The sequence below is a fragment of the Synechococcus sp. CC9902 genome, assembly GCF_000012505.1.
Classification (GTDB): Bacteria; Cyanobacteriota; Cyanobacteriia; order PCC-6307; family Cyanobiaceae; genus Parasynechococcus.
In genome coordinates, this window is the sequence record NC_007513.1 from 675,623 (window position 1) to 695,545 (window position 19,923).

A 19,923-nucleotide genomic window follows, 5' to 3' on the forward strand; every position below is an offset into this window, starting at 1 on the left:
CATTTTCAGACTTTGCCTGGGTTAGTTGCATGGGATAGGGCTTCTCGGAAGCGGCTCCAGAGCTCATCTGGTTGTTCGAGTCCAACCGAAACCCTGAGCAGATGAGCTGGAACACCACAGGCTTCAGCCCAGTCCAGTTCCTCGTAGTGGGCCAGTTGGGTGTAGGGGCACACCAGGCTGAAGGAGGTGCCCAGGCTTGGTCCTTTGCAAATCCTTAGCGCATCGAAAACCCGTTGAGCATTGCGTTCGCCTGCATGCAGTTCGAAGCTCAGCAGACAACCATCTCCGGCGCCGCGCTTCTTTAGGGCCTGGAAGTTCTTGCAATCTTTGGGGTGCAGCACACGCTTCACGGCTGGATGCTTCTCCAGCTTTTGGGCCAGTGCCAAGCAATTGGCATCCAGACGTGGCACCCGATCGTTCACGTCGCGGCTGTTTTGTTCTAGGGCAATGGCATCGGCGTCACTCAGAGTCGCCCTTGGTGCGATGGCCTCCAGCAGGGTGGACCTCCACTGCGAGTCGGGGCTGATCAGCAGACATCCCGCCATCACATTGCCGCGTCCAGCAAAGCTTTTTGTGAGCGAGGTGAAAACCAGGTCTGCGTAGGGGAGTGCCTCGAGGTTGATCCCAGTTCCGATCGTGTCGTCGGCGATGAGGGGGATTCCTCGGGCATGGGCGAGTTCCGCGACGGCCGGTAAATCCACACAGCGCAACAGCGGATTGCTGGGGAGTTCCACAATCACCGCCGCGGGATCCAGCCGGTCCAATGTGGCGACGATGTCGCCCAGATTCGTGGTTCTGAGTAACTCACTGCCATGGAACACCACCTGAGGTTGTTTCAAGACATCCACATAGGGAAAGCCCAGCTGCAAGGTGGGTCGGCCAGGTCGCAGGGTTTGAACGGCCTCTAATCCAGCGTGGAGTGCAGCCATACCGGCTGGAACAAGGCTGATGTGCTCTTCAGAGCAATGGTGTATTTCGGCTAGCCGTTGCCGAACGCGTTGTCGAGCCTGCTCCCCTTGATGGGGTGCTGGTGCCAACTCGTGGCCAAGGGCTATGGCCGCCTGCCGCGATGAAGCTCCGAGTCCTGTGTGTTGCCAAAAGGCTTTGGCATGGGCGCTGGCCGCGGCATCCGTGCATAAACAGCTGATCTTGTGTTGATCCAGCAAACGAAGGCTCGACTGGGGCGATTTCCTTTGGCAATGCTTCTGGGCTGCTTCGGCAGCGGCCCTGCTAGCGAAGGGCCACACCCCCATACCGTCACTGGGCACTTGGTTGGCTAGCTCTTGGAGGAACGGGTGCAGTCCAAAGCGGGGATAAATCGTTTGCAGTGCTGCACGGCAGGTGGCTTCGTGCTCTTCGTAGGCGATCACATCACGCCATCGAGGGAGAGCCATCGACACGGCATGGGGGTGATCGGGCAGAGGATGGCCGAGGTCTGATCCCTGCCAGCAAGGTTCCTTCAGCAGGTTTCGCTCGCTCACGCCAGCAGCTCCAAGGCTCGCGATAGGTCGGCCTGTAGATCCACCAAGTCTTCGCAGCCCACCGAGAGGCGCACTAAACCGTCGCCGATGCCGAGTTTGGCCTTCACCTCAGCCGACACGGCGGCATGGGTCATGGTGGCTGGGTGGCAGATCAAGCTTTCAATGCCACCAAGACTTTCGGCCATGGTGAACCACTTCAACTGCTTGCAGAGTCGATAGGTTTCCTCTTGGCTGGCCTGGAAGCTCACGGTCACGATTGCTCCTCCACCCTTCATCTGTCGTTGGGCCAAAGCGTGCTGAGGATGGTCGTTGCGGTGGGGGTAGCGCACCCACGCCACCTTCGGATGCAACGCCAATTGATCAGCTAAGGCAGCGGCATTCGCCATTTGTTGCTTCAGTCGCAGTGGAAGCGTTTTGATCCCGCGAGTGATCAGCCAGGAGTCGAAGGGTGAGGGTTGTAATCCCAGAGCCTTTTGCGAAAACACCATTTTTTGATGCCAGCCAGCGTCGTTGGTCGAGACGGCCCCCCCAAGGGCATCGGAGTGGCCGTTGATGTATTTCGTGGTGCTTGTAAGGGACAGCGTCGCGCCGAGCTCCAACGGTCGTTGAACGAGAGCAGTCGCGAAGGTGTTGTCGACGACAACGGGGATGTCGAACTCACGGGCCACGCCGCACACGGCCTCGATATCGATCACCTTGAGGAGTGGATTGGTTGGGCTTTCAATCCAAACCATTGCTGGCTTGCTGCTGCGCAGGACATCAAGGGCATTGGCTTCAGTGAAGTCCAACCATTGCGTTCGTAGCCCGAACTTGGAAAACACCTGTTCGAATAGCCGCACGGTGCAGCCGTAGAGATTCTCCTCGCACAACACCAGATCTCCCTGCTTGAGTTGCGACACCACCGCTGTGATTGCGCTGACGCCAGAACCAAACACAGTTGTGTGGTCGCAACCTTCGAGTGCACTCAGCACTCCGTCCAGAATTCGAAAGTTTGGGTTCCCTGAGCGGGTGTAATCAAAGCCGCCAGGGTTGCCGTGGGCGAAGGTGGATGTTGGAAAGATCGGGGGCATCACCGACCCGGTCTCTCCAGCAAAGCTTTCACCGTGATGAATCACCCGGGTGTTGACTCCCACTGCGGGGGTGTTGGATCCGGGCTCGGACACCGGGTTCGTCACAGCGGCGTCAATCACAGCGGCCTACTCAGGCTACGAATCGATGCTTCCCAGATCGCAGGGATTGCAACGATTCACGATATTGAATCGATATGTAGCCGAAATAGTAACGAGATATTCACGATATTGTTTTACTAGAGTTGCGCTTTGGCGAGATGGTCGTTTGGGTGATTTCACCTGGCCAATAAAAAACCCCCATCAATGTGATGAGGGTTGCTTGTTGGACGATCGTGGAAATCGGCTGATTGATCAGTCGAGATCCGGCATTCCGAGAACGGGTTCTGCTTTGCGATCGATGCCTTTTTCAAAACCAGCTGCGGCGGCGCGGGCGCGGCCTGCATGCCAGAGGTGACCCACCAGGAAGAAGAAAGCGAGCACGAATTGTGCTGCTCCCAGCCACTGACGAAGGTTCACGTAGTTCACCGAGTTTGGCTCGGTGATGATGCCGCCAACGGAGTTCAGAGAAGCGTTGGGGGCGTGCGTCATGTACTCAGCTGCACGGCGCACTTGCCATGGCTGAATGTCATTTTGCAATTTGTCGAGGCTCAAACCGTTGGGGCCACGGAGGGGCTCCAACCAAGGACCACGGAAGTCCCAGAAACGCATGGTTTCGCCACCGAAGATGATTTCACCGGTTGGTGAGCGCATCAGGTATTTGCCGAGGCCGGTGGGACCCATGGCAGAACCGATGTTGGCTCCAAGGCGTTGGTCACGCACCAGGAAGGTGAAACTTTGAGCTTGGGATGCCTCCGCGTTGGTAGGGCCCCAGAACTCAGAGGGATAGGCGGTGTTGTTGAACCAGATGTAGGCCGATGCGATGAAGCTCATGAAGCTCAAGGCACCCAGGCTGTAGCTCAGGTAGGCCTCACCATTCCAGATGAAGGCACGACGCACCCAGCCGAAAGGCTTGGTGATGGCGTGCCAAATGCCACCGAAGATCAGCGTTAGGCCCAACCAGATGTGACCACCAATGATGTCTTCCATCGAGTTCACTCCGATGATCCAACCTTCGCCACCAAAGGGGGCGCGGAAGAGATAACCGAAGATCACACCGGGGTCGAGGGTGGGGTTCGTGATCAGACGAACGTCGCCACCGCCGGGGGCCCAGGTGTCGTAGACGCCGCCGAAGAACATGGCCTTAAAGACCAGCAGCAAGCAGCCGACGCCAAGAAGAATCAGGTGATAACCAATGATGTTGGTCATCTGATTTTTGTCGCGCCAGTCCTGGGAGAAGAAGGAGGAATAGTTCTCCAAAATCTCAGGACCACGCAGGGCGTGGTACAGACCACCCAAGCCAAGAACGGCTGAGCTGATCAGGTGCAGAACACCAACCACAAAGAATGGGAAGAGATCAGTGACTTCTCCGCCGGGTCCTACGCCGTAACCGAGGGTTGCGACGTGGGGCATGCAGATGAAGCCCTGCTCATACATGGGCTTATCGAAGGTGAAGTGACTCACCTCGAACAGCATCATTGCGCCAGCCCAGAACACCATCAAACCGGCATGGGCCACGTGGGCGCCAAGCAAACGGCCTGAAAGGTTGATCAGGCGGGCATTTCCAGACCACCAGGCATAGCCAGTGGAGTCGAGGTCTTTGCCGCCAGTGGCGACAAGACCAGCATTAAAGGGCGTTTCCACGGGGCAGAACCTCTTCAGGGAAGACGAAGTTTTCATGCGGCTGGTCAGCCGGTGCCATCCAGGCACGCAGACCTTCATTCAGAAGAATGTTCTTGGTGTAGAAGGTCTCAAATTCGGGGTCCTCAGCAGCGCGGATTTCCTGTGACACGAAGTCATAGGCGCGCAGGTTGAGGGCCAGACCGATGATGCCGATGGAGCTAGTCCAGAGGCCCATCACTGGCACGAACAGCATGAAGAAGTGCAGCCAGCGCTTGTTGGAGAACGCAATTCCGAAGATTTGGCTCCAGAAGCGGTTGGCGGTGACCATGGAATAGGTCTCTTCTTCCTGGGTGGGTTCGAACGCCTTAAAGGTGTTCGCTTGCTCACCATCCTCGAACAGTGTGTTTTCCACGGTTGCACCGTGAATGGCACACAACAGAGCGCCGCCCAAGATGCCGGCCACTCCCATCATGTGGAAGGGGTTCAGCGTCCAGTTGTGGAAGCCCTGCAAGAAGAGGAGGAAGCGGAAGATCGCTGCCACACCGAAGGATGGCGCGAAGAACCAGCTGCTCTGGCCGAGGGGGTACATCAGGAAAACACTGACGAACACCGCAATCGGGCCGGAGAAGGCAATGGCGTTGTAGGGACGAATGCCGACGAGACGAGCAATTTCGAACTGACGCAGCATGAAGCCGATCAGTGCGAAAGCACCGTGCAGGGCAACAAAAGCCCAGAGGCCGCCGAGTTGACACCAGCGGACAAAATCGCCCTGGGCTTCTGGGCCCCAGAGCAGCAGCAAGCTGTGACCCATCGCGTCAGCGGGGGTCGAAACAGCAGCGGTGAGGAAGTTGCAACCTTCGAGGTACGACGACGCGATGCCGTGGGTGTACCAGGAGGTGACAAATGTGGTGCCGGTCAGCCAGCCACCGATAGCCATGTAGGCCGTCGGGAGCAGAAGTAGGCCAGACCAGCCGATGAATACGAAGCGGTCGCGCTTGAGCCAGTCATCGAGGACGTCAAACCATCCCCGCTGAGGCGCGCGTCCTACAGCGATCGTCATGAGGGTGAACGGGTGCGGAAAACCGCAGGCTGTTGGATACGCCAGCGACCTTAACAATCTCAACCCGTGCTGTGGGGCGTGTTTGCATCACCTGAAATCCCTTGTATCGCTTCGTTTCTTTGGGATTTCTTTTGCTTTCGCTATTGCGCGCCGTCTCCCTCCACAATGAGCAGTAAATACCGCCCTCTTCATGTCCGCAGCAGTGCTGGAGCAATCGGTGCTCGGCTCAAGGCGACTTTCTAATTTTTTGGTGGCCGCAGCCGTCAGTGTTGGAGGTGTTGGCTTCTTGTTGGCGTCACTTTCCAGCTATCTCGGACAAGACCTGTTGCCCTTTGGGCATCCTGCAGCTCTGATTTTTGTTCCGCAGGGCCTGGTGATGGGCCTGTACAGCATCGCCGCTGCACTGTTGGCCTCCTACCTCTGGTATGTGATCGCTGTCGACGTGGGCTCTGGAAGCAATCGTTTCGATAAAGAATCTGGTGTTGTGGTGATCAGCCGTCGGGGTTTCCGTCGCCCGGTTTGCGTGGAATTTCCCTTGAAAGATGTCAAGGCGGTGAAAGTGGAAGTGCGTGATGGGTTCAATGCCCGCCGCCGCGTGTCTCTGCGTCTCCAGGGGCGTCGCGATCTTCCCCTAACCCGGGTGGGTGAGCCGCTGCCATTGGCTCAGCTCGAGCAGGAAGGAGCTGAACTCGCCCGTTTTCTTGGCGTCAATCTCGAAGGGCTTTGATTCCCATGCGTTCTCCTTTTCGTCGTGTTGTGTGGTCGTTGCTGCTTCTCTTCCCCTTGATGGTGAGTTGCAGTCCTTCACCGCAGGCATCGCCAACACCATCCTGTGCCGACGCAAATGTTCCTTGTCTTCAGGGCACAACCCAGGTTCAGATGAGCACCAATCGCGGCGAGATCACGATCGAGGTTGATGGTGATGCTGCGCCGATCACAGCTGGCAATTTTGTGGATTTGGTGCGTCGTGGCACCTACGACGGAACGATGTTTCATCGCGTGGTGCGCGAACCCGTTCCCTTCGTTGTTCAAGGGGGAGATCCCAAGTCAACGGATCGTTCCGTTCCCTTAAATCAATTGGGCACCGGAAGTTTTGTTGATCCACAAACCGGTCAATCCCGAATGATTCCTCTGGAGATTGGTTTCCGTGGAGAAGAGAATCCCCGCTACAGCCGGGAAATTACCAATCCCAGTCAGCTGGATTCCCTCAGGCTGAACCATGAACGTGGCTCGGTGGCGATGGCACGGTCTCAGGCCCCAGACTCCGCCAGCGCTCAGTTTTATATCGCCTTAAAGCCTTTACCAGAACTGGATGGCCGCTATGCCGTTTTCGGGAGGGTGATTGAGGGCATGGACGTTGTTGATGAGATTCGCCAGGGGGATCGGATCACCAAAGCCAGCCTTGGCGATTGAACTCAAGCGGGGATCCGCGTTTCGCTGGGTGAAACCTTGAGCAGTTCGGTGTTCACCCCGGAAGCCCGCTCGAGGGCCACTTTTCCGGTTCGTGCGATTTCAAGGATGCCGAAGGGCTTCATCAGGCGTTCAAGAGCTACCAACTTTCCGGGGTCGCCCACCACTTCAAGGGTTAGAGCTTCATCGGCCACGTCGACAACCTTGGCGCGGAACACCTGAACCAGATCAAACACTGCGCTTCGCGTTTCGGCTGGGGCTTTCACTTTCAGGAGCATCAGTTCGCGTTCCACTGCAGGACGCTGGGTTAGATCCAGAACCTGGAGAACGTTGACCAGCTTGTCCAGCTGTTTGGTCATCTGCTCCAGGGTTTGCGCATCTCCTTCCACCACCATCGTTAAGCGCGATTGGCCATCGGCTTCCGCTGGCCCCACAGCCAAGCTGTGGATATTGAAACCACGGCGGGCGAACAATCCGGCGATGCGGCTGAGTGCTCCAGATTCGTCCTCCACAAGCACCGAAAGGGTGTGCTTCATATCTGCTGAACGTCCCCTGCTGGTCTGCTGTTACCCAAGTTACGGTCCAGCCAGGGCAGCAGAGCATTTAGGAACTGATTCGGGTCCTCATCGTGGGAGCAATGCCCGCAGTGATTGAGCACTTTGAGCTCCACCCAGGGGTGTTGATCCACAACCTTTTGGCCGACGCTGAGGGGGACAAAACGATCGTTTCGGCCCCAGAGCATCAACATCGGCAGTTGTGTTGTCGCTAGCTGTTCCAGTAGGGCCGGAGCTGTTGCTCCGCTGGGTCGAAGACCCATGCCAAGAGTCATGGCCCGTAGGGCTCGGGCTGCGGTCGGTCGGCGGGCTGGACGACAAATCAGCTGCTGCAGATCAAGGTCGTTGGTGATGGAACAGGTGTAGGCACCTTGCAGTCCAAGCCGAATCAGCTTGCTGCGGGCAATCACTGGCACGATCCACTGCAAGGGAATCAGTTGAACGATCAAGCTGAGCCATCCCCGTTGCCAGCGTCGTCGCCACGGTGAACGTCGTCGTGGCACCGGCTGGAGCAGGGCCGGATCAGGCAGCGGTGCTGCCACGAGTGCTCTCACCAAATCGGGCGTCAGAACGGCTGTGGTGAGGGCACTGAGACCACCCAGGGAGTTCCCCACGAGTACGGCGGGCCGCTGAACAATCTCCTGGAGAAAGGCAGCGGTTTGCTGTCCCCAAATCCGGTTATCCAGTGGACCTCCCTGGCGAATCCCCGATTGCTCCGACGCGCCAAATCCCAAGAGGTCGAGGCTGAACACTTGCCAGCCCTGGGCCGCCAGTTTCGGCGCGATGCGCCGCCAGTGCCCGCTCGAGGCCCCGAAACCATGCAAGAGCACGAGGGCTGGGCCATGGCTTGGCCCCAAAACTCGCCAATGGCATGTCCATTGTTGATTTTGGTTTCTACGACTTGGCTGTCGACGCCAAGTCCATTCGTGGTGGTGCCCCCAGGCGCTGGTTTCGGCCTCCGGGCACCATGGCTCGGCAGGCTGGAGTGCATTGGCTGACACAGCTCTGGGCATACCGGATCATCACTATCGCGAAGGGTCTGCCTCCCTAACGCTGGGATCGGGGTTTTTTCGTCCGGATTCTCGGCCTTCCCGGGACTGTTCGGTGCTGTTGGCCCGTCATCAACAGCAGAACGCGGAGGGCCAACTCCGCTGGCTCGATCTCATGGCAGGGTGCGGAATTCGTGGTTTGCGCTGGGGATTAGAAGCCGTTCCAGCCAGAGCAGAGCGGGTTGAGCTCTGGGTGAACGATGGCGACCCAGATCGTTTGCCCTGCCTGGAGAGCAACCTGAGTGGTCTCCCGATGCCGGTGCGCATCAGTTCCCAGGCTGCCGAGGTGGTGTTGGCACAGGCGTATCTGGAAGGCCGCTTTTTCGATTTGATCGATCTTGATGCGTTCGGCGCCCCTGGGGCATTAATTCAGCCGGTTTTACAAGCCTTGCGGTTCGAGGGGCTGCTGCTGCTGGCAAGTACGGATGGGCGCTCCCCAACGGGCCACGACCGCGCTGGAGCGGTTCGCAGCCTTGGTGCGGCTGCACGGGTGCATCCTGCGAGCTGGGAATTGGCTTTGCGCCACCAACTTGGATTGCTGGCCCGTCAAGCTTGGATGTTGGGTCGGGGTCTTCAACCCCTGCTTTGTTTCAGTGAAGGAAGAACCTTTCGGGTTGGTGTGCGCATGCGGCGGCATCTTCAACCGGGCGAGGAGCATCGCTTGGGCCTCTTGGCTCGTTGTGACGCCTGTGGATCGCAAGTGGTGCAGATTTTGAGAAATCTCAGTGGGTGGCCAGCCTGTCGCTGTGCAAGCGGAGCAGGTCGGTGGAGTGTGAGCGGTCCCCTCTGGATCGGACCTCTGCAGGATCCTCAAACCTTGGCTGCGTTGCGCCGCGATCCCTGGCTGCGGGAACCGGGGGCTATCTCCAATCAGACGCAGCGGTTGCTGGAGCGTTTAGAGGCCGACCCAGGCAGTCCGGCAACGGTTTGGCCCACCGATGAGTTGGCGCGACGTGTTGGTATTGGTGGGCCGCCGCCCTTGAACCAGCTCGTCACAGCGGTGCGGCGAGCCGGATTTCAGGCCTATCCCAGTGGCGTGATGGCTGGGCAATTGCGAACCGATGCAGATTTAACAGTCCTGTTAAGGCTTTGCGCTGATTTGTGTTCCGAAGGGACTTAAATGGAGCGTGAAAGTTGCGCCTCGATCATGGCTTCAGAAATTTTCGGAACGGCCGCCATTTTCTGGGTTTTGATCCCCATTGGTCTTGTCGGTGGTGCCTTGCTGTTGAAACTTGAGGGCGATTGATTCAGCAGCTTTTGCCTCAAGCCCACTAAGCTCGCCACCTTGAAGTCGAGGTGCCATGCAGGTTCTGGTGGTTGGAGGAACGGGCACCCTCGGACGGCAGATTGCTCGTCGAGCCTTGGATTCAGGGCATCAGGTTCGTTGCATGGTCCGAACCCCTCGCAAGGCGGCGTTTTTGCAGGAGTGGGGCTGTGAGCTCACACGTGGTGACCTGTTGGAGCCCGACAGCCTCGATTACGCCCTTGACGGTGTTGATGCGGTGATCGATGCCGCCACCAGTCGCCCTAGTGATCCGCAGAGCATTTACGAGTCTGATTGGGACGGAAAGCTCAATCTCCTGAAGGCCTGTGATCGCGCCAATGTGAAGCGATTCGTGTTCCTTTCGTTGCTAGGGGCCCACCGGTATCGCGATGTGCCGTTGATGGACATCAAGGCATGTACTGAGAATCTGCTGGAGGCTTCGGATTTTGATTACACCATCCTCCAAGGCGCAGCTTTTATGCAGGGTGTGATCAGCCAATTCGCAATCCCAGTGTTGGAAAGCCAAACCGTTTGGGTGAGTGGAAGTCCTACGGCGATTGCTTATATGAACACCCAGGACATGGCCCGTTTTGCGGTGGCGGCCCTCGAACGTCCAGAAACGGTGAGGGGAACCTTCCCTGTTGTGGGCCCTAAACCCTGGAATACAGGGCAACTGGTTCAGCTGTGCGAGCGTTGCAGCGACAAGACGGCGCGTGTGTTCCGCGTTCAGCCGATCTTGATCAAGCTGATGCAAGGCGTTGCTTCATTTTTCGAACCTGCCGTAAATGTGGCCGAACGTCTGGCCTTCGCAGAAGTCACCGGTGGTGGTCAGGCCCTCGATGCTCCGATGAAATCCAGTTATGCCGCGTTCGGCTTGGATGAAGCCGAGACAACGGATATGGAGAGTTATATCCGGGAGTACTACGACACGATTCTCAAGAAGCTTCGTGAGATGGAGGCGGATCTTGATAAAGACGCCAAGAAAAAACTTCCCTTCTAGGCCTTGTTTTCTCTTAGTTGATTTGTACTATTAATCTAGATTTCTTGGTCCTATGGCCGTCGCTCAGCTCAAAAATCTGCAGCGCCGACTGCTTTTGCTCTCTGACGAGGCTGAGCAAGGCCTGAACCGTGCGTGTGGCCATGAGCTTTGGAGAACCGTTGGCCCCGATGCCATTGATGGCTTAGAAGACCCGGCCAGGAGAGCAGAGGCAAATTATTGGTATGGCCAGTGGAATGTTGTGCGTGAGCTGCAGGAGGCCATCGGCTGATGCCTGATTCTTGTTGTCCGCCATCGGATGCTTTTGATCAAACCCGTGCCGTGGAGGAGCGTTATGGCGCTGCCGCTCATGCGCAAGAGGCTTGTTTGTGCACCCCTGTGGGGTTTGATCCTGAACTCCTGCGTGTGATCCCGAAGGCCGTTGTCGAGCGTGATTACGGCTGTGGAGATCCCACTCGCTGGGTTCGTGCGGGTGATCGGGTGTTGGATCTTGGCAGTGGCAGCGGCAAGAACGCCTTCATTTGTTCTCAACTTGTGGGTGCTGATGGTGCCGTCATTGGCATCGACCGCAACGTCGAGATGTTGGCCTTGTCCCGTGGTGCTGCGGCCCAAGTTGCTGAGGCGATTGGCTACAACAATGTTCAGTTTGTTGATGGATCCATTGAGGCGCTTGATGCCCCCATCGACGATGGAACACCCCTTGTCGCTGATGAAAGCGTTGATTTGGTCTTAAGTAATTGCGTTCTCAATTTGGTGAATCCTTCCGATCGAGAGCGACTTTTGGCCAACATTCGACGCGTTCTTGCTCCAGGTGGTCGAGTCGCCATCAGCGACATTGTTTGCGATCAAGTTGTGCCCCAGCACCTTCAGGACGATCCAGATCTCTGGAGCGGCTGTATCAGCGGAGCCTGGGAAGAGAGCGCATTTCTTGATGCCTTCCGCCGCCTTGGTTTCGAGCAGGTGCATTACGCCGATCGCAGCCAGGATCCCTGGAGGGAAGTTGAAGGAATCGAGTTTCGGGCTGTCACCCTCGTCGGCGATCTGCCTGGTTCTTCGGGTTGCTGCCCTTAAGCAACTGCACAAAACGAGCTTCTTCCTCCTTGCTCACTGCCCGCGATGCGCCGGGTTCGAGTCCTGTCAGAGTCAAGGGAGTGCCCCCATCCATGAGGTCGATGGTGTGGCGGACCAATCGAAGCGTGGGTAGGCCAACGGCTGCGGTCATGCGACGCACCTGACGATTCCTGCCTTCCGTGAGGGAGATTTCCAGCCAGTGAGTGGGGATGGTTGCGCGGTACCGAATCGGCGGGACGCGATCCCCGATGGTTGGTATGGCTTCAGCTTTAAGCCATGCGGCTTTGGCCGGACGCGTGCGATGGCCCTGCACCGTGATGCCGTCGCGAAGTTGTTGTAATTGATGGGGCTGGGGAGTTCCCTCCACTTGAACCCAATAGGTTCGCCAATGACCGAAGCGAGGATCGGTTAACTGTTGTTGGAGTCGTCCATTGCTTGTGAGTACAAGTAATCCTTCGCTGTCGGCATCCAGACGACCAGCTGCATACACATCGGGTGTATCAACAAAATCTTGCAGGCTGGCCCAGCGACTGTTCTCTTCGCGAGTGAACTGGCTAAGCACCCCGTATGGCTTATGGAGCAACAAAGTCGTCAAGAGGTTCAGCTGATGACTTCTTTAAAGAAAACTCTAAAGTAAAAATCTCCGGGATGAATTTCCAGAAATTACTTCAGATAAAAATATTTTTATGGTTAAAGATTTTGATTGGGGGTTGATCAGCTTTCTTTTGGCATGATTGGATTCAACGTCGATGGCGTTGAACAATCCTTGTCTTATTGGGCATTGCCTTGGCGTGCACGCCAAAGGTTGACCGCTCCGATGGAAATCAGAAGCAAGCCCAAATCGAGGGTAAGGGGGGGGAGCATCATCGATTTGGTTTCAGCGAGCGTCGACCTTAAAGGGAAAAATCTGTGAATGGGTTCTGCATGCACCCTCCTAAAGTGAATGGCATTACAGGTTGAAACCCTCACCAGCGCATGATCGAAACCTCGGGTGTGATCGAGAAGGAACAGGGCAATGGGTTCTATCTAGTCACGCTCGAGCAGCCTGCCGGTCACCAGTGTCTATGTCGCGCTGCAGGAAAGCTGACCAAATTTCGGATCAAATTGTTGGCTGGCGACAAGGTGCTTGTCGAAATCAGTCCCTACGACCTCACCCGCGGGCGGATCACCTACCGCGAGCGCAATGCCGGAGCACCCGGCGGACGCCCAGGCGGCAATCGCCCAGGTGGACCACGGCGCCGCTGATCAGATTTGGTGTTGGGGGCGCAGGGATTAACTGATCAGGGCTTCGATGGCCTGTTTGAACTCACTGCGTTGTTTCACCCCACGCCATTGCTTCACCATCGCTTTTTGGTGAAACAGCTGAATGGTGGGGGTACCGCTCACCCCTGCCTGCTCGGCAATCTCTTGGTCGGATTCGATATCAATCACGATCGCTTGGGCGGCCCCGTCGAGCTCATTGATCACCCGTTGAAGCTGAGGCTTCAACACGTGGCAAGGGCCACAGCTTGGTGAGGTGTAAACCACAAGAATTGGTTTGTTGCTGTCGTGATAAAGCTTGCGAAGGGCGTAACCCCCTTTTTGCCAGAGCCCTTCAGGGCTGTAGGTGGCTTCCGTGGTGACATCCACGTTGACCGGTCGTTCCGCCTTGGCTGGCTCAACGTTGTCCCGTTTCATTAGGGTGGCTAAATCGTGATGGCTCAGCCAACGCTCGGCCGCTAAGGCTGCCTTACAGCCGCTGCCAGCTGCTGTAATGCCTTGCCTCCATTCAGCGTCCGCCACATCACCAGCTGCAAACACGCCATCAATGGATGTTTCTGGGCGGCCTGATGTTGTGGCGAGATAAGCCTTGCTATCGAGGTCAATTTGACCTTTCAACAGCTCGGTGTTGGGGGTATGGCCAATGGCATAAAACAAGCCTTTGACCGCAAAGTCAGTGGTTGAATCATCGATGCGGTTTCGCAAGGTAAGCGTCTCCATCCAGTCTTCACCGCTTACATCGACAATCTCACTGGTCCAATGCACGGTGATGGCTGGGTTAGCAAGCACTCGGTCGGCCATGGCGGCGCTGGCCCGTAACCGTTCGGAGCGCACGATCAGATGCACGTGGCTGCCGTATTTCGTGAGATAAACGGCCTCTTCGCAGGCGGAATCACCGCCACCGACAACGGCGAGTTCGGCGTTGCGGAATTGGGGTGTCGCTCCATCACAAATTGCACAGGCACTAATGCCACGGCTCCAAAATTTCTCCTCTGAGGGCAATCCCAAGCGGTTAGCACTGGCGCCCGTTGCAATCACAACTGCATGGGCCCGAATAGTTTCCCCTTCAACTTGAATCTGAAATGGGCGCTGGCTTAGATCAATAGAATCTGCGTCGGCCTCAAGCAAATGGGTTCCCCAGCGAACCGCTTGAGCCTTCATCAAATCCATCAAATCTGGTCCGAGCACTCCATCGGGAAATCCAGGAAAGTTCTCGACGTGGGTCGTGGTCATGAGTTGCCCGCCCGGAATTCCTCCTCGCTGGAATCCCGTTACCAAGATGGGCTGGAGGTTGGCTCTGGCGGCATAGATGGCTGCTGTATATCCAGCCGGCCCTGACCCAACAATTACAAGGTTTTCAATCGACTCGGGAGCACCAGAAACCATGCTCTTATGCGGATTCACTATGAGTTAAATCTAAGGCCTGAAAGATGCTGAACGTGCCGGGTGGAGTTCGTATTACCTACACCTCCAAAAATAAATAAAACCTTTAGATTTCGACTTGATGATCGTTTGACGGGCGGTCGTTGATGCCTTCCGAATTTTTCGGATTATTTGGCGCGATCAGGATTGTGTCATCGAGCATCGCAACGTTTTCGCCGATGCATGTAATCCATTCTCGAAATTCTTGGGTGATGGCATAACTGTCTTCATAGCGCTCATCTTTGTCGAGATAAGCAATCCGAGTTGATGCCCAGTTGGTCGCAACATTGATTCGGCGCTCCATTGCTGCATCCATAACAATCTCTTCGTTGTGGGCCAGGTTGGTTGATCCAAGGGCTAAGTCGTGGCCCTCATGTTGAAAACTTCGCATTTTTCTCTCAAGAAAGCTGTAATCACTGCTGCAAAAACAGTGGAAGTTCTGGTGTCTTGAGACGGATCACATTCCCGGCTCCATCTTCGACAGCCTCCATGGGAAGGCTGGGACCACGCCAGTGCCCACCAGCCCCAAGTTCGTCCGCCTCGGCATCCTCGCGCGGACGTAAAACGTAGGGCTCCGCGATCGACCAAGAACGGGCGTACTCCATCAGGAGTGGGTCGGCTGGAGCAAAAACAAACGAGGGTGCGCGGGGGATGGTCTCCTTGGCCGCAAGGGTTGCCGTCATCCGAACCGCCCGGGTGATGCCTTGAACAAACCGACTTCGGGTAACCACGGTGGTGAGGTAAGCCACAACCCTTAGGCGTGGAGCATCAAAACCCTCAGCACACATATCAATGCTGACGAGCCAGTCGGCCGTGCCGCACTGAAATCCATGGAGCCGCTCTGCCGCCTGTGGGCTTTGGGAATGCACGAGCTCCACGCGATTGCCGTCTTCCTTCAGCAGCGTGGCGATGGCTTCGGCGTGATCAATATCCCTGGCAATGACAAGTCCTGCCGCATCAGGATGGCTTTGCCGTAAGTCCGTCAACTTGCGTTGCGCTCGCAGCAACACCTGTTGACCGATGCTGCTGCTGTCGGCCAAGCGGATGGCGCGGCGAAGGTTGCGGGCTCGCCAGCTTTCCCGATGTTCGGCGGAGAGGGGTGACACGTCGCGGTCGGGCATCCCTTCTCGACTGTGCTCCACCCACCCGTCTTGAAAGCGGAATTCGAGAGGTCGCACGTCTCCAGCGGCGATCAAGTCCCTCGGCTCAACGCATAGATCAGGGCGAATTTGCTCCATCACCATGCCGTCTTGAACAATGCGAATCCGGCGGGCTGCGCAGAACCCCAAGTTGTCGGCGCGGAATGGTGTGCCAGTGAGTCCGACGCGCAACTTGAAGCTTTCGGTCAGCGCTTGGAAGGTTTGTCCCCATGCCGGTGCTTTGGGGTCTTCAGGATCCAGCCCAAGGTGGTGAGCCTCATCGGCAATCGCCATGCAGCGATCAGCTTGAAGTTGCCCGAGTTGCTGCTGCAGAGGTTTGAGCTGACGCCCCGCTCCCTGATATGTCACCAGCAGTCCATCAGCCGCTTTGGCCGCCGCATCGGTGCAGGGCCATTCCTCAAGGCTTAAACCGAGTCCAGCCGCTGCTTGTTTCCACTGCTCCAGGATTGATGTTCGATGGCAGAACACCACAAATTGATCCAGATGGCCCTCGCGTCGCATGCTGGAAAAGCCCAGTAATGCCCCAAGGGTTTTGCCTGCTCCAGGTCCGGCAAATACAAGAATGTCGCCAAGGTCAGCAGCGGGCGAGCCGCTGGAGAGTTGATCCAGTCGGCGGCGTAACAACTGAATCAGATGTTGTTGCCATTCCCGCGGTTGGATCGGTGCCGAGTTGGCGTGAGCCGGAAGGTTGAAGCTGCAGGCGCTGATGGTGTTCCTGAAGAAGGTTGAGTCTTTTTAACGATTTCGAAAGGCTTTGGCACCTCTTGAGGGCCTGCCACCAACGTCAGACAAGACGTCGGTGGCAGGCCACTCCTTCAAATCAAGCCAACAAACGGTTCAAAGGGCGTCGGCGTGGTTCAACACCAAGCGTTCAACTTCTTCGAGGGCATCTTCCGTGGCGTGACGTGCGGCTTCGAAGTCACCCTTGGCCGTATCCATGAGTTGATGGGCCACACGGTCGAGCAGGTCTTGGCGCCGTTCTTCAATCATCGCGAGCAGTTCTTTCTCAACGAGGGTGCGAACGGCTTGAACACGAAGCTCGTCTTCACTCGCCTCAGCAAACGTGCCCTGCACCAGCTCTTGGATGAACAAGCGGTGCACTTCACTGCTGCGCAGGAAGCTTTCGGTGGCATTGATGATGCCGTCGACCAAGGTCTGATCGGGCTCGGAATCGTTTTCGGCAAGTTTGAACTCCCAGTCCAGATGGCGCCGTTGCCAGCCCGATGCATGCAGGCTGGGCATCACGCTTTGAGAGAACGTGTCGACCGACATCTCATAAATCCGCTCAGCCAAGCGTTCGCACCAGTCCCTGCCGTGCTCCTGCAGGGTCGATTTCATCGTTTCGCGTTCTACTGAGTGGCCACCGTGGTGGCTGTGGCAAACGCCATCTGGACATTCGATTGCGCTGAGACCCATACAAAACACGAGATGTTCCTTTGAACTAGCCACACCAGCGGCTTTCGGCCGCGTTCTTCAACAATCCTGCGGATCTCAAGATGATGACCTCGTAATCTTGATTGGGTCGGTGGATGTGTTCGCCTTGCCCAGACTTCTGATACCGGTGGAGTCGACACCGGGAGAAACCCGGATCGCGGCAACGCCCGACACGGTCAAAAAATTTATTTCGCTCGGCTGTTCGGTCTCAGTTGAGCGCGGCGCCGGTGTGGCGTCGGGTTATTTAGACGCCGCCTATTCCGATCAGGGTGCAGCGTTGGTTGCGGTTGGGGACGCCAGTACCTGGTCCCAAGCCGACATCCTTCTCTGTGTGCAGCCGCCTTCGTCAGAGAACTTGCGTCGTCTGCATCAGGGGGCGTTGGTGGTGGGTTTGATGGCGCCCTATGCCAACGCGGCTTTAGCGACGACCCTCCAACAGGCAGGCCTGTCGGCGATGGCCCTAGAGCTGCTGCCAAGAATCAGCCGTGCTCAGTCGGCTGATGCTCTTTCATCTCAAGCGAATATCGCTGGATATAAATCGGTGCTGTTGGCATCGTCCGCCTTGGATCGCTACTTCCCGATGCTGATGACGGCTGCCGGCACGGTGCAGCCAGCCAAGGTGGTGATTCTTGGCGCTGGAGTGGCTGGATTGCAGGCGGTGGCAACGGCCCGCCGTCTCGGAGCGGTGGTTTACGTGAGTGATATCCGGCCCGCCGTGAAGGAACAGGTGGAATCCCTCGGCGCTCGCTTTATCGAGCCGCCAGAAACGGACGACAAACCTGCTGAATCCGGTGGCTACGCCAAGCAGGCTTCCGATGCTTTTCTCGCTGCGCAGCGTCAGCAATTGTCTGACCAATTGGCCGAGGCGGATGTGGCGATCTGTACCGCCCAGGTGCCGGGCCGCCGTGCCCCCCGTTTGATCAGTGAAGACATGCTCGATCGCATGCGCCCTGGTGCCGTTGTTGTGGATTTAGCCGTGGCGCAGGGCGGCAATTGTGCGGATACGGTCCCCGGACAGACCGTGGACCGCAAAGGGGTGAAGTTGATTGGGGGGAACGACCTTCCCTGCACTGTTCCCAACCACGCCAGTGCGCTGTACGCCCGCAACCTTGTGGCTCTGCTGGAGCCCACGATGAAGGATGGCCAGTTCAGTTTGGATCTCGATGATGAACTGATTGCCGGTTGTTTGATTGCTCAGGACGGCTCGATCCGCCGCGGCGACGTTCTTACCCCAGGAGCCAACTGATGGAATCCTCGTTTGTTGAATTTTTATGGGTGCTGCTCTTGGGCAGCCTTCTCGGTCTTGAACTCATCGGGAAAGTTCCACCCACATTGCACACACCGCTGATGAGTGGTGCCAATGCCATCTCGGGCATCACGGTGCTGGCAGCTCTCACAGCCATCATCAAGGCCGACGGCAATCCAACCCTGTTAGTGCTCGGCTCGGTTTCCCTGGGTTTTGCCCTGTTCAACGTGATCGGTGGCTTTCTCGTCACGGATCGAATGCTGGCGATGTTCAGCCGTAAGCCCGCACGCAAGGAGAACCGCTGATGACTGACTACATCAAATACGTGATCGATCTTGTCGCCGTTCTGTTGTTGGCCCTTGGTATCAAGGGTTTGTCGAAAGTGAGGTCCGCCCGAGGGGCGAACCAATTGGCGGCTGTTGCGATGGGCTTGGCGGTCGTTGGCCTACTGGTGAATTACGTCGGGGTACCAACCTTCAACACCCAAGCTTGGTCTTGGATCGTTGGTGGAAGCATCGTCGGTGGTGTTCTCGGGGTGATCACGGCCCAGCGGGTTCCGATGACGTCGATGCCCGAGACCGTTGCTCTTTTCAACGGTTGTGGTGGCATGTCGTCATTACTTGTGGCTTTGGCTGCAGCTTTGGAACCGATTGCACTCGATGCAACGGGACCCGTCGCGCTGGTGTCGATTGTCGTGTCAGTCTTCGTGGGCTCGATCACCTTTACCGGTTCGATTGTGGCGATGGCGAAGTTGCAGGGCTGGCTGTCGACGCCCCCCTGGATGCAAAGCCGGCTGCGCCATGCCGTGAATATCGCCTTGGCCGTCGCGGCGTTGGTGGGTGCCATTGAAATGGTGAGAACCACCGGTGGTGCCACGGGCCTGTGGCTGTTGGTGGTGGCCTCCAGTTTGTTGGGCATTGGCGTAACGCTGCCGATTGGTGGTGCTGATATGCCCGTGGTGATCTCTCTGCTGAACAGCTACTCCGGTGTTGCAGCAGCAGCAGCAGGTTTTGTTGTCGGCAGTCAGTTGCTTGTTGTGGCGGGAGCGATGGTGGGAGCTGCCGGCTTGATCCTCACCCAGGTGATGTGTAACGGCATGAACCGTTCCCTGGTGTCCGTGTTGTTTGGTGGAGCGCTTGGAGCAAGCTCCAGCTCGAGTGCGGGTGGTGGTGAATACACCAACATCACGAGCTGCAGTGTTGAAGAGTGCGCCCTCACGCTTGAGGCGGCCGAGCGGGTGATCATTGTTCCTGGCTATGGACTCGCCGTGGCCCAAGCTCAGCACACGCTGCGTGAGGTCACCCGTTCCCTTGAGGCTGCGGGAATTGATGTCACCTACGCGATTCATCCCGTTGCTGGCCGTATGCCAGGCCATATGAATGTTCTGCTCGCAGAGGCCGATGTGCCCTACGAGCAGCTCAAGGAGATGGATGTGATTAATCCTGAGTTCCCTGCCACCGATGTGGTGTTGGTGTTGGGAGCCAATGACGTGGTGAATCCCCAGGCCAAGACCGATCCCAATTCACCGTTGTACGGCATGCCTGTGCTCGACGTGCAGCAAGCCCGCACGGTGTTTGTGGTGAAGCGGGGCATGAGTGCCGGCTATTCCGGGATCAAAAACGATCTGTTTGATCTGGCGAATACCTCGATGGTGTTTGGCGATGCCAAAAAGGTTCTGGGAGATCTGCTCGTGGAGCTCAAGGATCTCGGCGTTGGCAAGTAGTGA

22 protein-coding genes are annotated in these 19,923 nt (G+C 57.1%); 11 read left to right on the forward strand and 11 right to left on the reverse strand.

Going from position 1 to position 19,923, the window contains the following annotated elements:
• Window positions 1-5 precede the first annotated feature (5 nt).
• The 4 genes from SYNCC9902_RS03360 to psbD form a co-directional block, all read right to left on the reverse strand.
• On the reverse strand, window positions 6-1,481 hold the full coding sequence (locus SYNCC9902_RS03360) for a PLP-dependent transferase (RefSeq protein ID WP_011359477.1): 1,476 nt from the start codon (window positions 1,479-1,481) through the stop codon (window positions 6-8).
• Window positions 1,478-2,656, reverse strand: a complete 1,179-nt coding sequence (locus SYNCC9902_RS03365; protein ID WP_011359478.1) for a trans-sulfuration enzyme family protein — start codon at window positions 2,654-2,656, stop codon at window positions 1,478-1,480. Before SYNCC9902_RS03365 ends, SYNCC9902_RS03360 begins: the two co-directional genes overlap by 4 nt.
• A gap of 246 nt (window positions 2,657-2,902) precedes the next feature.
• Window positions 2,903-4,291 (reverse strand): photosystem II reaction center protein CP43, encoded by a 1,389-nt coding sequence (gene psbC / locus SYNCC9902_RS03370; protein ID WP_011359479.1) that lies wholly within the window; start codon window positions 4,289-4,291, stop codon window positions 2,903-2,905.
• Complete coding sequence (gene psbD, locus SYNCC9902_RS03375; protein ID WP_009788239.1) at window positions 4,275-5,330, reverse strand: photosystem II D2 protein (photosystem q(a) protein); 1,056 nt, start codon at window positions 5,328-5,330, stop codon at window positions 4,275-4,277. Before psbD ends, psbC begins: the two co-directional genes overlap by 17 nt.
• Window positions 5,331-5,520: 190 nt before the next feature.
• On the opposite strand from psbD, the gene SYNCC9902_RS03380 reads away from it, so the two are divergent.
• Window positions 5,521-6,057: a photosystem I assembly protein Ycf4 gene (locus SYNCC9902_RS03380; RefSeq protein ID WP_011359481.1), complete on the forward strand. Its 537-nt coding sequence runs from the start codon at window positions 5,521-5,523 to the stop codon at window positions 6,055-6,057.
• Between the two features lie 5 nt (window positions 6,058-6,062).
• On the forward strand, window positions 6,063-6,743 hold the full coding sequence (locus SYNCC9902_RS03385; RefSeq protein ID WP_011359482.1) for a peptidylprolyl isomerase: 681 nt from the start codon (window positions 6,063-6,065) through the stop codon (window positions 6,741-6,743).
• 2 nt (window positions 6,744-6,745) lie between these two features.
• Here SYNCC9902_RS03385 and ilvN read toward each other — a convergent pair whose 3' ends face one another.
• Both ilvN and SYNCC9902_RS03395 read right to left on the reverse strand, forming a co-directional pair.
• A complete protein-coding gene (gene ilvN / locus SYNCC9902_RS03390; RefSeq protein WP_011359483.1) occupies window positions 6,746-7,276 on the reverse strand; it encodes an acetolactate synthase small subunit in 531 nt (176 codons plus the stop codon).
• Window positions 7,273-8,307: an alpha/beta fold hydrolase gene (locus SYNCC9902_RS03395; RefSeq protein WP_011359484.1), complete on the reverse strand. Its 1,035-nt coding sequence runs from the start codon at window positions 8,305-8,307 to the stop codon at window positions 7,273-7,275. Before SYNCC9902_RS03395 ends, ilvN begins: the two co-directional genes overlap by 4 nt.
• On the opposite strand from SYNCC9902_RS03395, the gene SYNCC9902_RS03400 reads away from it, so the two are divergent.
• Genes SYNCC9902_RS03400 through SYNCC9902_RS03420 form a run of 5 tightly spaced genes read left to right on the forward strand, consistent with a single transcriptional unit; the run spans window position 8,285 to window position 11,675 of the window.
• Complete coding sequence (locus SYNCC9902_RS03400) at window positions 8,285-9,463, forward strand: N2,N2-dimethylguanosine tRNA methyltransferase (RefSeq protein WP_011359485.1); 1,179 nt, start codon at window positions 8,285-8,287, stop codon at window positions 9,461-9,463. The two genes, SYNCC9902_RS03395 and SYNCC9902_RS03400, sit on opposite strands and share 23 nt — an antisense overlap.
• A 27-nt stretch (window positions 9,464-9,490) precedes the next feature.
• Window positions 9,491-9,589 (forward strand): cytochrome b6-f complex subunit PetM, encoded by a 99-nt coding sequence (gene petM / locus SYNCC9902_RS03405; RefSeq protein ID WP_011359486.1) that lies wholly within the window; start codon window positions 9,491-9,493, stop codon window positions 9,587-9,589.
• A 55-nt stretch (window positions 9,590-9,644) separates the two neighbouring features.
• Window positions 9,645-10,607 (forward strand): NAD(P)H-binding protein, encoded by a 963-nt coding sequence (locus SYNCC9902_RS03410; protein ID WP_011359487.1) that lies wholly within the window; start codon window positions 9,645-9,647, stop codon window positions 10,605-10,607.
• 52 nt (window positions 10,608-10,659) lie between these two features.
• A complete protein-coding gene (locus SYNCC9902_RS03415) occupies window positions 10,660-10,875 on the forward strand; it encodes a hypothetical protein (RefSeq protein ID WP_011359488.1) in 216 nt (71 codons plus the stop codon).
• Window positions 10,875-11,675, forward strand: a complete 801-nt coding sequence (locus SYNCC9902_RS03420; RefSeq protein ID WP_011359489.1) for a methyltransferase domain-containing protein — start codon at window positions 10,875-10,877, stop codon at window positions 11,673-11,675. Before SYNCC9902_RS03415 ends, SYNCC9902_RS03420 begins: the two co-directional genes overlap by 1 nt.
• Here SYNCC9902_RS03420 and SYNCC9902_RS03425 read toward each other — a convergent pair.
• The gene (locus tag SYNCC9902_RS03425) at window positions 11,629-12,270 is read right to left on the reverse strand and encodes a pseudouridine synthase (RefSeq protein WP_011359490.1); all 642 of its coding nucleotides are present in this window, start codon (window positions 12,268-12,270) and stop codon (window positions 11,629-11,631) included. The two genes, SYNCC9902_RS03420 and SYNCC9902_RS03425, sit on opposite strands and share 47 nt — an antisense overlap.
• 380 nt (window positions 12,271-12,650) lie before the next feature.
• Here SYNCC9902_RS03425 and infA point away from each other — a divergent pair, with 380 nt between their 5' ends.
• Window positions 12,651-12,920 (forward strand): translation initiation factor IF-1, encoded by a 270-nt coding sequence (infA, locus tag SYNCC9902_RS03430; RefSeq protein WP_006041809.1) that lies wholly within the window; start codon window positions 12,651-12,653, stop codon window positions 12,918-12,920.
• Between the two features lie 27 nt (window positions 12,921-12,947).
• Here infA and trxB read toward each other — a convergent pair whose 3' ends face one another.
• From trxB to SYNCC9902_RS03450, 4 genes are all read right to left on the reverse strand, one after another.
• Complete coding sequence (trxB, locus tag SYNCC9902_RS03435; RefSeq protein WP_011359491.1) at window positions 12,948-14,321, reverse strand: thioredoxin-disulfide reductase; 1,374 nt, start codon at window positions 14,319-14,321, stop codon at window positions 12,948-12,950.
• A gap of 103 nt (window positions 14,322-14,424) precedes the next feature.
• Window positions 14,425-14,673 (reverse strand): hypothetical protein, encoded by a 249-nt coding sequence (locus SYNCC9902_RS03440; protein ID WP_041425314.1) that lies wholly within the window; start codon window positions 14,671-14,673, stop codon window positions 14,425-14,427.
• Between the two features lie 97 nt (window positions 14,674-14,770).
• Window positions 14,771-16,177 carry a DEAD/DEAH box helicase gene (locus SYNCC9902_RS03445; RefSeq protein ID WP_071818399.1) on the reverse strand — a complete coding sequence of 469 codons (1,407 nt, stop codon included), beginning with the start codon at window positions 16,175-16,177 and terminating at the stop codon, window positions 14,771-14,773.
• Between the two features lie 177 nt (window positions 16,178-16,354).
• Window positions 16,355-16,933, reverse strand: a complete 579-nt coding sequence (locus SYNCC9902_RS03450) for a hypothetical protein (RefSeq protein WP_041424858.1) — start codon at window positions 16,931-16,933, stop codon at window positions 16,355-16,357.
• A gap of 124 nt (window positions 16,934-17,057) precedes the next feature.
• On the opposite strand from SYNCC9902_RS03450, the gene SYNCC9902_RS03455 reads away from it, so the two are divergent.
• From SYNCC9902_RS03455 to SYNCC9902_RS03465, 3 genes are read left to right on the forward strand one after another with little or no spacing between them, the layout of a single operon-like run.
• Complete coding sequence (locus SYNCC9902_RS03455; protein ID WP_198001750.1) at window positions 17,058-18,197, forward strand: Re/Si-specific NAD(P)(+) transhydrogenase subunit alpha; 1,140 nt, start codon at window positions 17,058-17,060, stop codon at window positions 18,195-18,197.
• Window positions 18,197-18,502, forward strand: coding sequence for an NAD(P) transhydrogenase subunit alpha (locus SYNCC9902_RS03460; RefSeq protein WP_009790292.1), 306 nt, complete (start codon window positions 18,197-18,199; stop codon window positions 18,500-18,502). The genes SYNCC9902_RS03455 and SYNCC9902_RS03460 overlap by 1 nt, the downstream gene beginning before the upstream one ends.
• Window positions 18,502-19,920 (forward strand): NAD(P)(+) transhydrogenase (Re/Si-specific) subunit beta, encoded by a 1,419-nt coding sequence (locus SYNCC9902_RS03465; RefSeq protein WP_011359496.1) that lies wholly within the window; start codon window positions 18,502-18,504, stop codon window positions 19,918-19,920. The genes SYNCC9902_RS03460 and SYNCC9902_RS03465 overlap by 1 nt, the downstream gene beginning before the upstream one ends.
• Window positions 19,921-19,923: the final 3 nt, after the last annotated feature.

What these genes read in the sequence shown, in the direction of transcription:
- SYNCC9902_RS03410 (WP_011359487.1), top strand. Translation starts at nt 9,645, where the DNA reads ATGCAGGTTCTGGTGGTTGGAGGAACGGGCACCCTCGGACGGCAGATT.
- SYNCC9902_RS03450 (WP_041424858.1), bottom strand. Translation starts at nt 16,933, where the DNA reads ATGGGTCTCAGCGCAATCGAATGTCCAGATGGCGTTTGCCACAGCCAC.
- SYNCC9902_RS03465 (WP_011359496.1), top strand. Translation starts at nt 18,502, where the DNA reads ATGACTGACTACATCAAATACGTGATCGATCTTGTCGCCGTTCTGTTG.
- SYNCC9902_RS03460 (WP_009790292.1), top strand. Translation starts at nt 18,197, where the DNA reads ATGGAATCCTCGTTTGTTGAATTTTTATGGGTGCTGCTCTTGGGCAGC.
- SYNCC9902_RS03380 (WP_011359481.1), top strand. Translation starts at nt 5,521, where the DNA reads ATGTCCGCAGCAGTGCTGGAGCAATCGGTGCTCGGCTCAAGGCGACTT.
- trxB (WP_011359491.1), bottom strand. Translation starts at nt 14,321, where the DNA reads ATGGTTTCTGGTGCTCCCGAGTCGATTGAAAACCTTGTAATTGTTGGG.
- infA (WP_006041809.1), top strand. Translation starts at nt 12,651, where the DNA reads ATGATCGAAACCTCGGGTGTGATCGAGAAGGAACAGGGCAATGGGTTC.
- SYNCC9902_RS03440 (WP_041425314.1), bottom strand. Translation starts at nt 14,673, where the DNA reads ATGGATGCAGCAATGGAGCGCCGAATCAATGTTGCGACCAACTGGGCA.
- SYNCC9902_RS03385 (WP_011359482.1), top strand. Translation starts at nt 6,063, where the DNA reads ATGCGTTCTCCTTTTCGTCGTGTTGTGTGGTCGTTGCTGCTTCTCTTC.
- ilvN (WP_011359483.1), bottom strand. Translation starts at nt 7,276, where the DNA reads ATGAAGCACACCCTTTCGGTGCTTGTGGAGGACGAATCTGGAGCACTC.
- SYNCC9902_RS03395 (WP_011359484.1), bottom strand. Translation starts at nt 8,307, where the DNA reads ATGCCCAGAGCTGTGTCAGCCAATGCACTCCAGCCTGCCGAGCCATGG.
- SYNCC9902_RS03415 (WP_011359488.1), top strand. Translation starts at nt 10,660, where the DNA reads ATGGCCGTCGCTCAGCTCAAAAATCTGCAGCGCCGACTGCTTTTGCTC.
- petM (WP_011359486.1), top strand. Translation starts at nt 9,491, where the DNA reads ATGGCTTCAGAAATTTTCGGAACGGCCGCCATTTTCTGGGTTTTGATC.
- SYNCC9902_RS03420 (WP_011359489.1), top strand. Translation starts at nt 10,875, where the DNA reads ATGCCTGATTCTTGTTGTCCGCCATCGGATGCTTTTGATCAAACCCGT.
- psbD (WP_009788239.1), bottom strand. Translation starts at nt 5,330, where the DNA reads ATGACGATCGCTGTAGGACGCGCGCCTCAGCGGGGATGGTTTGACGTC.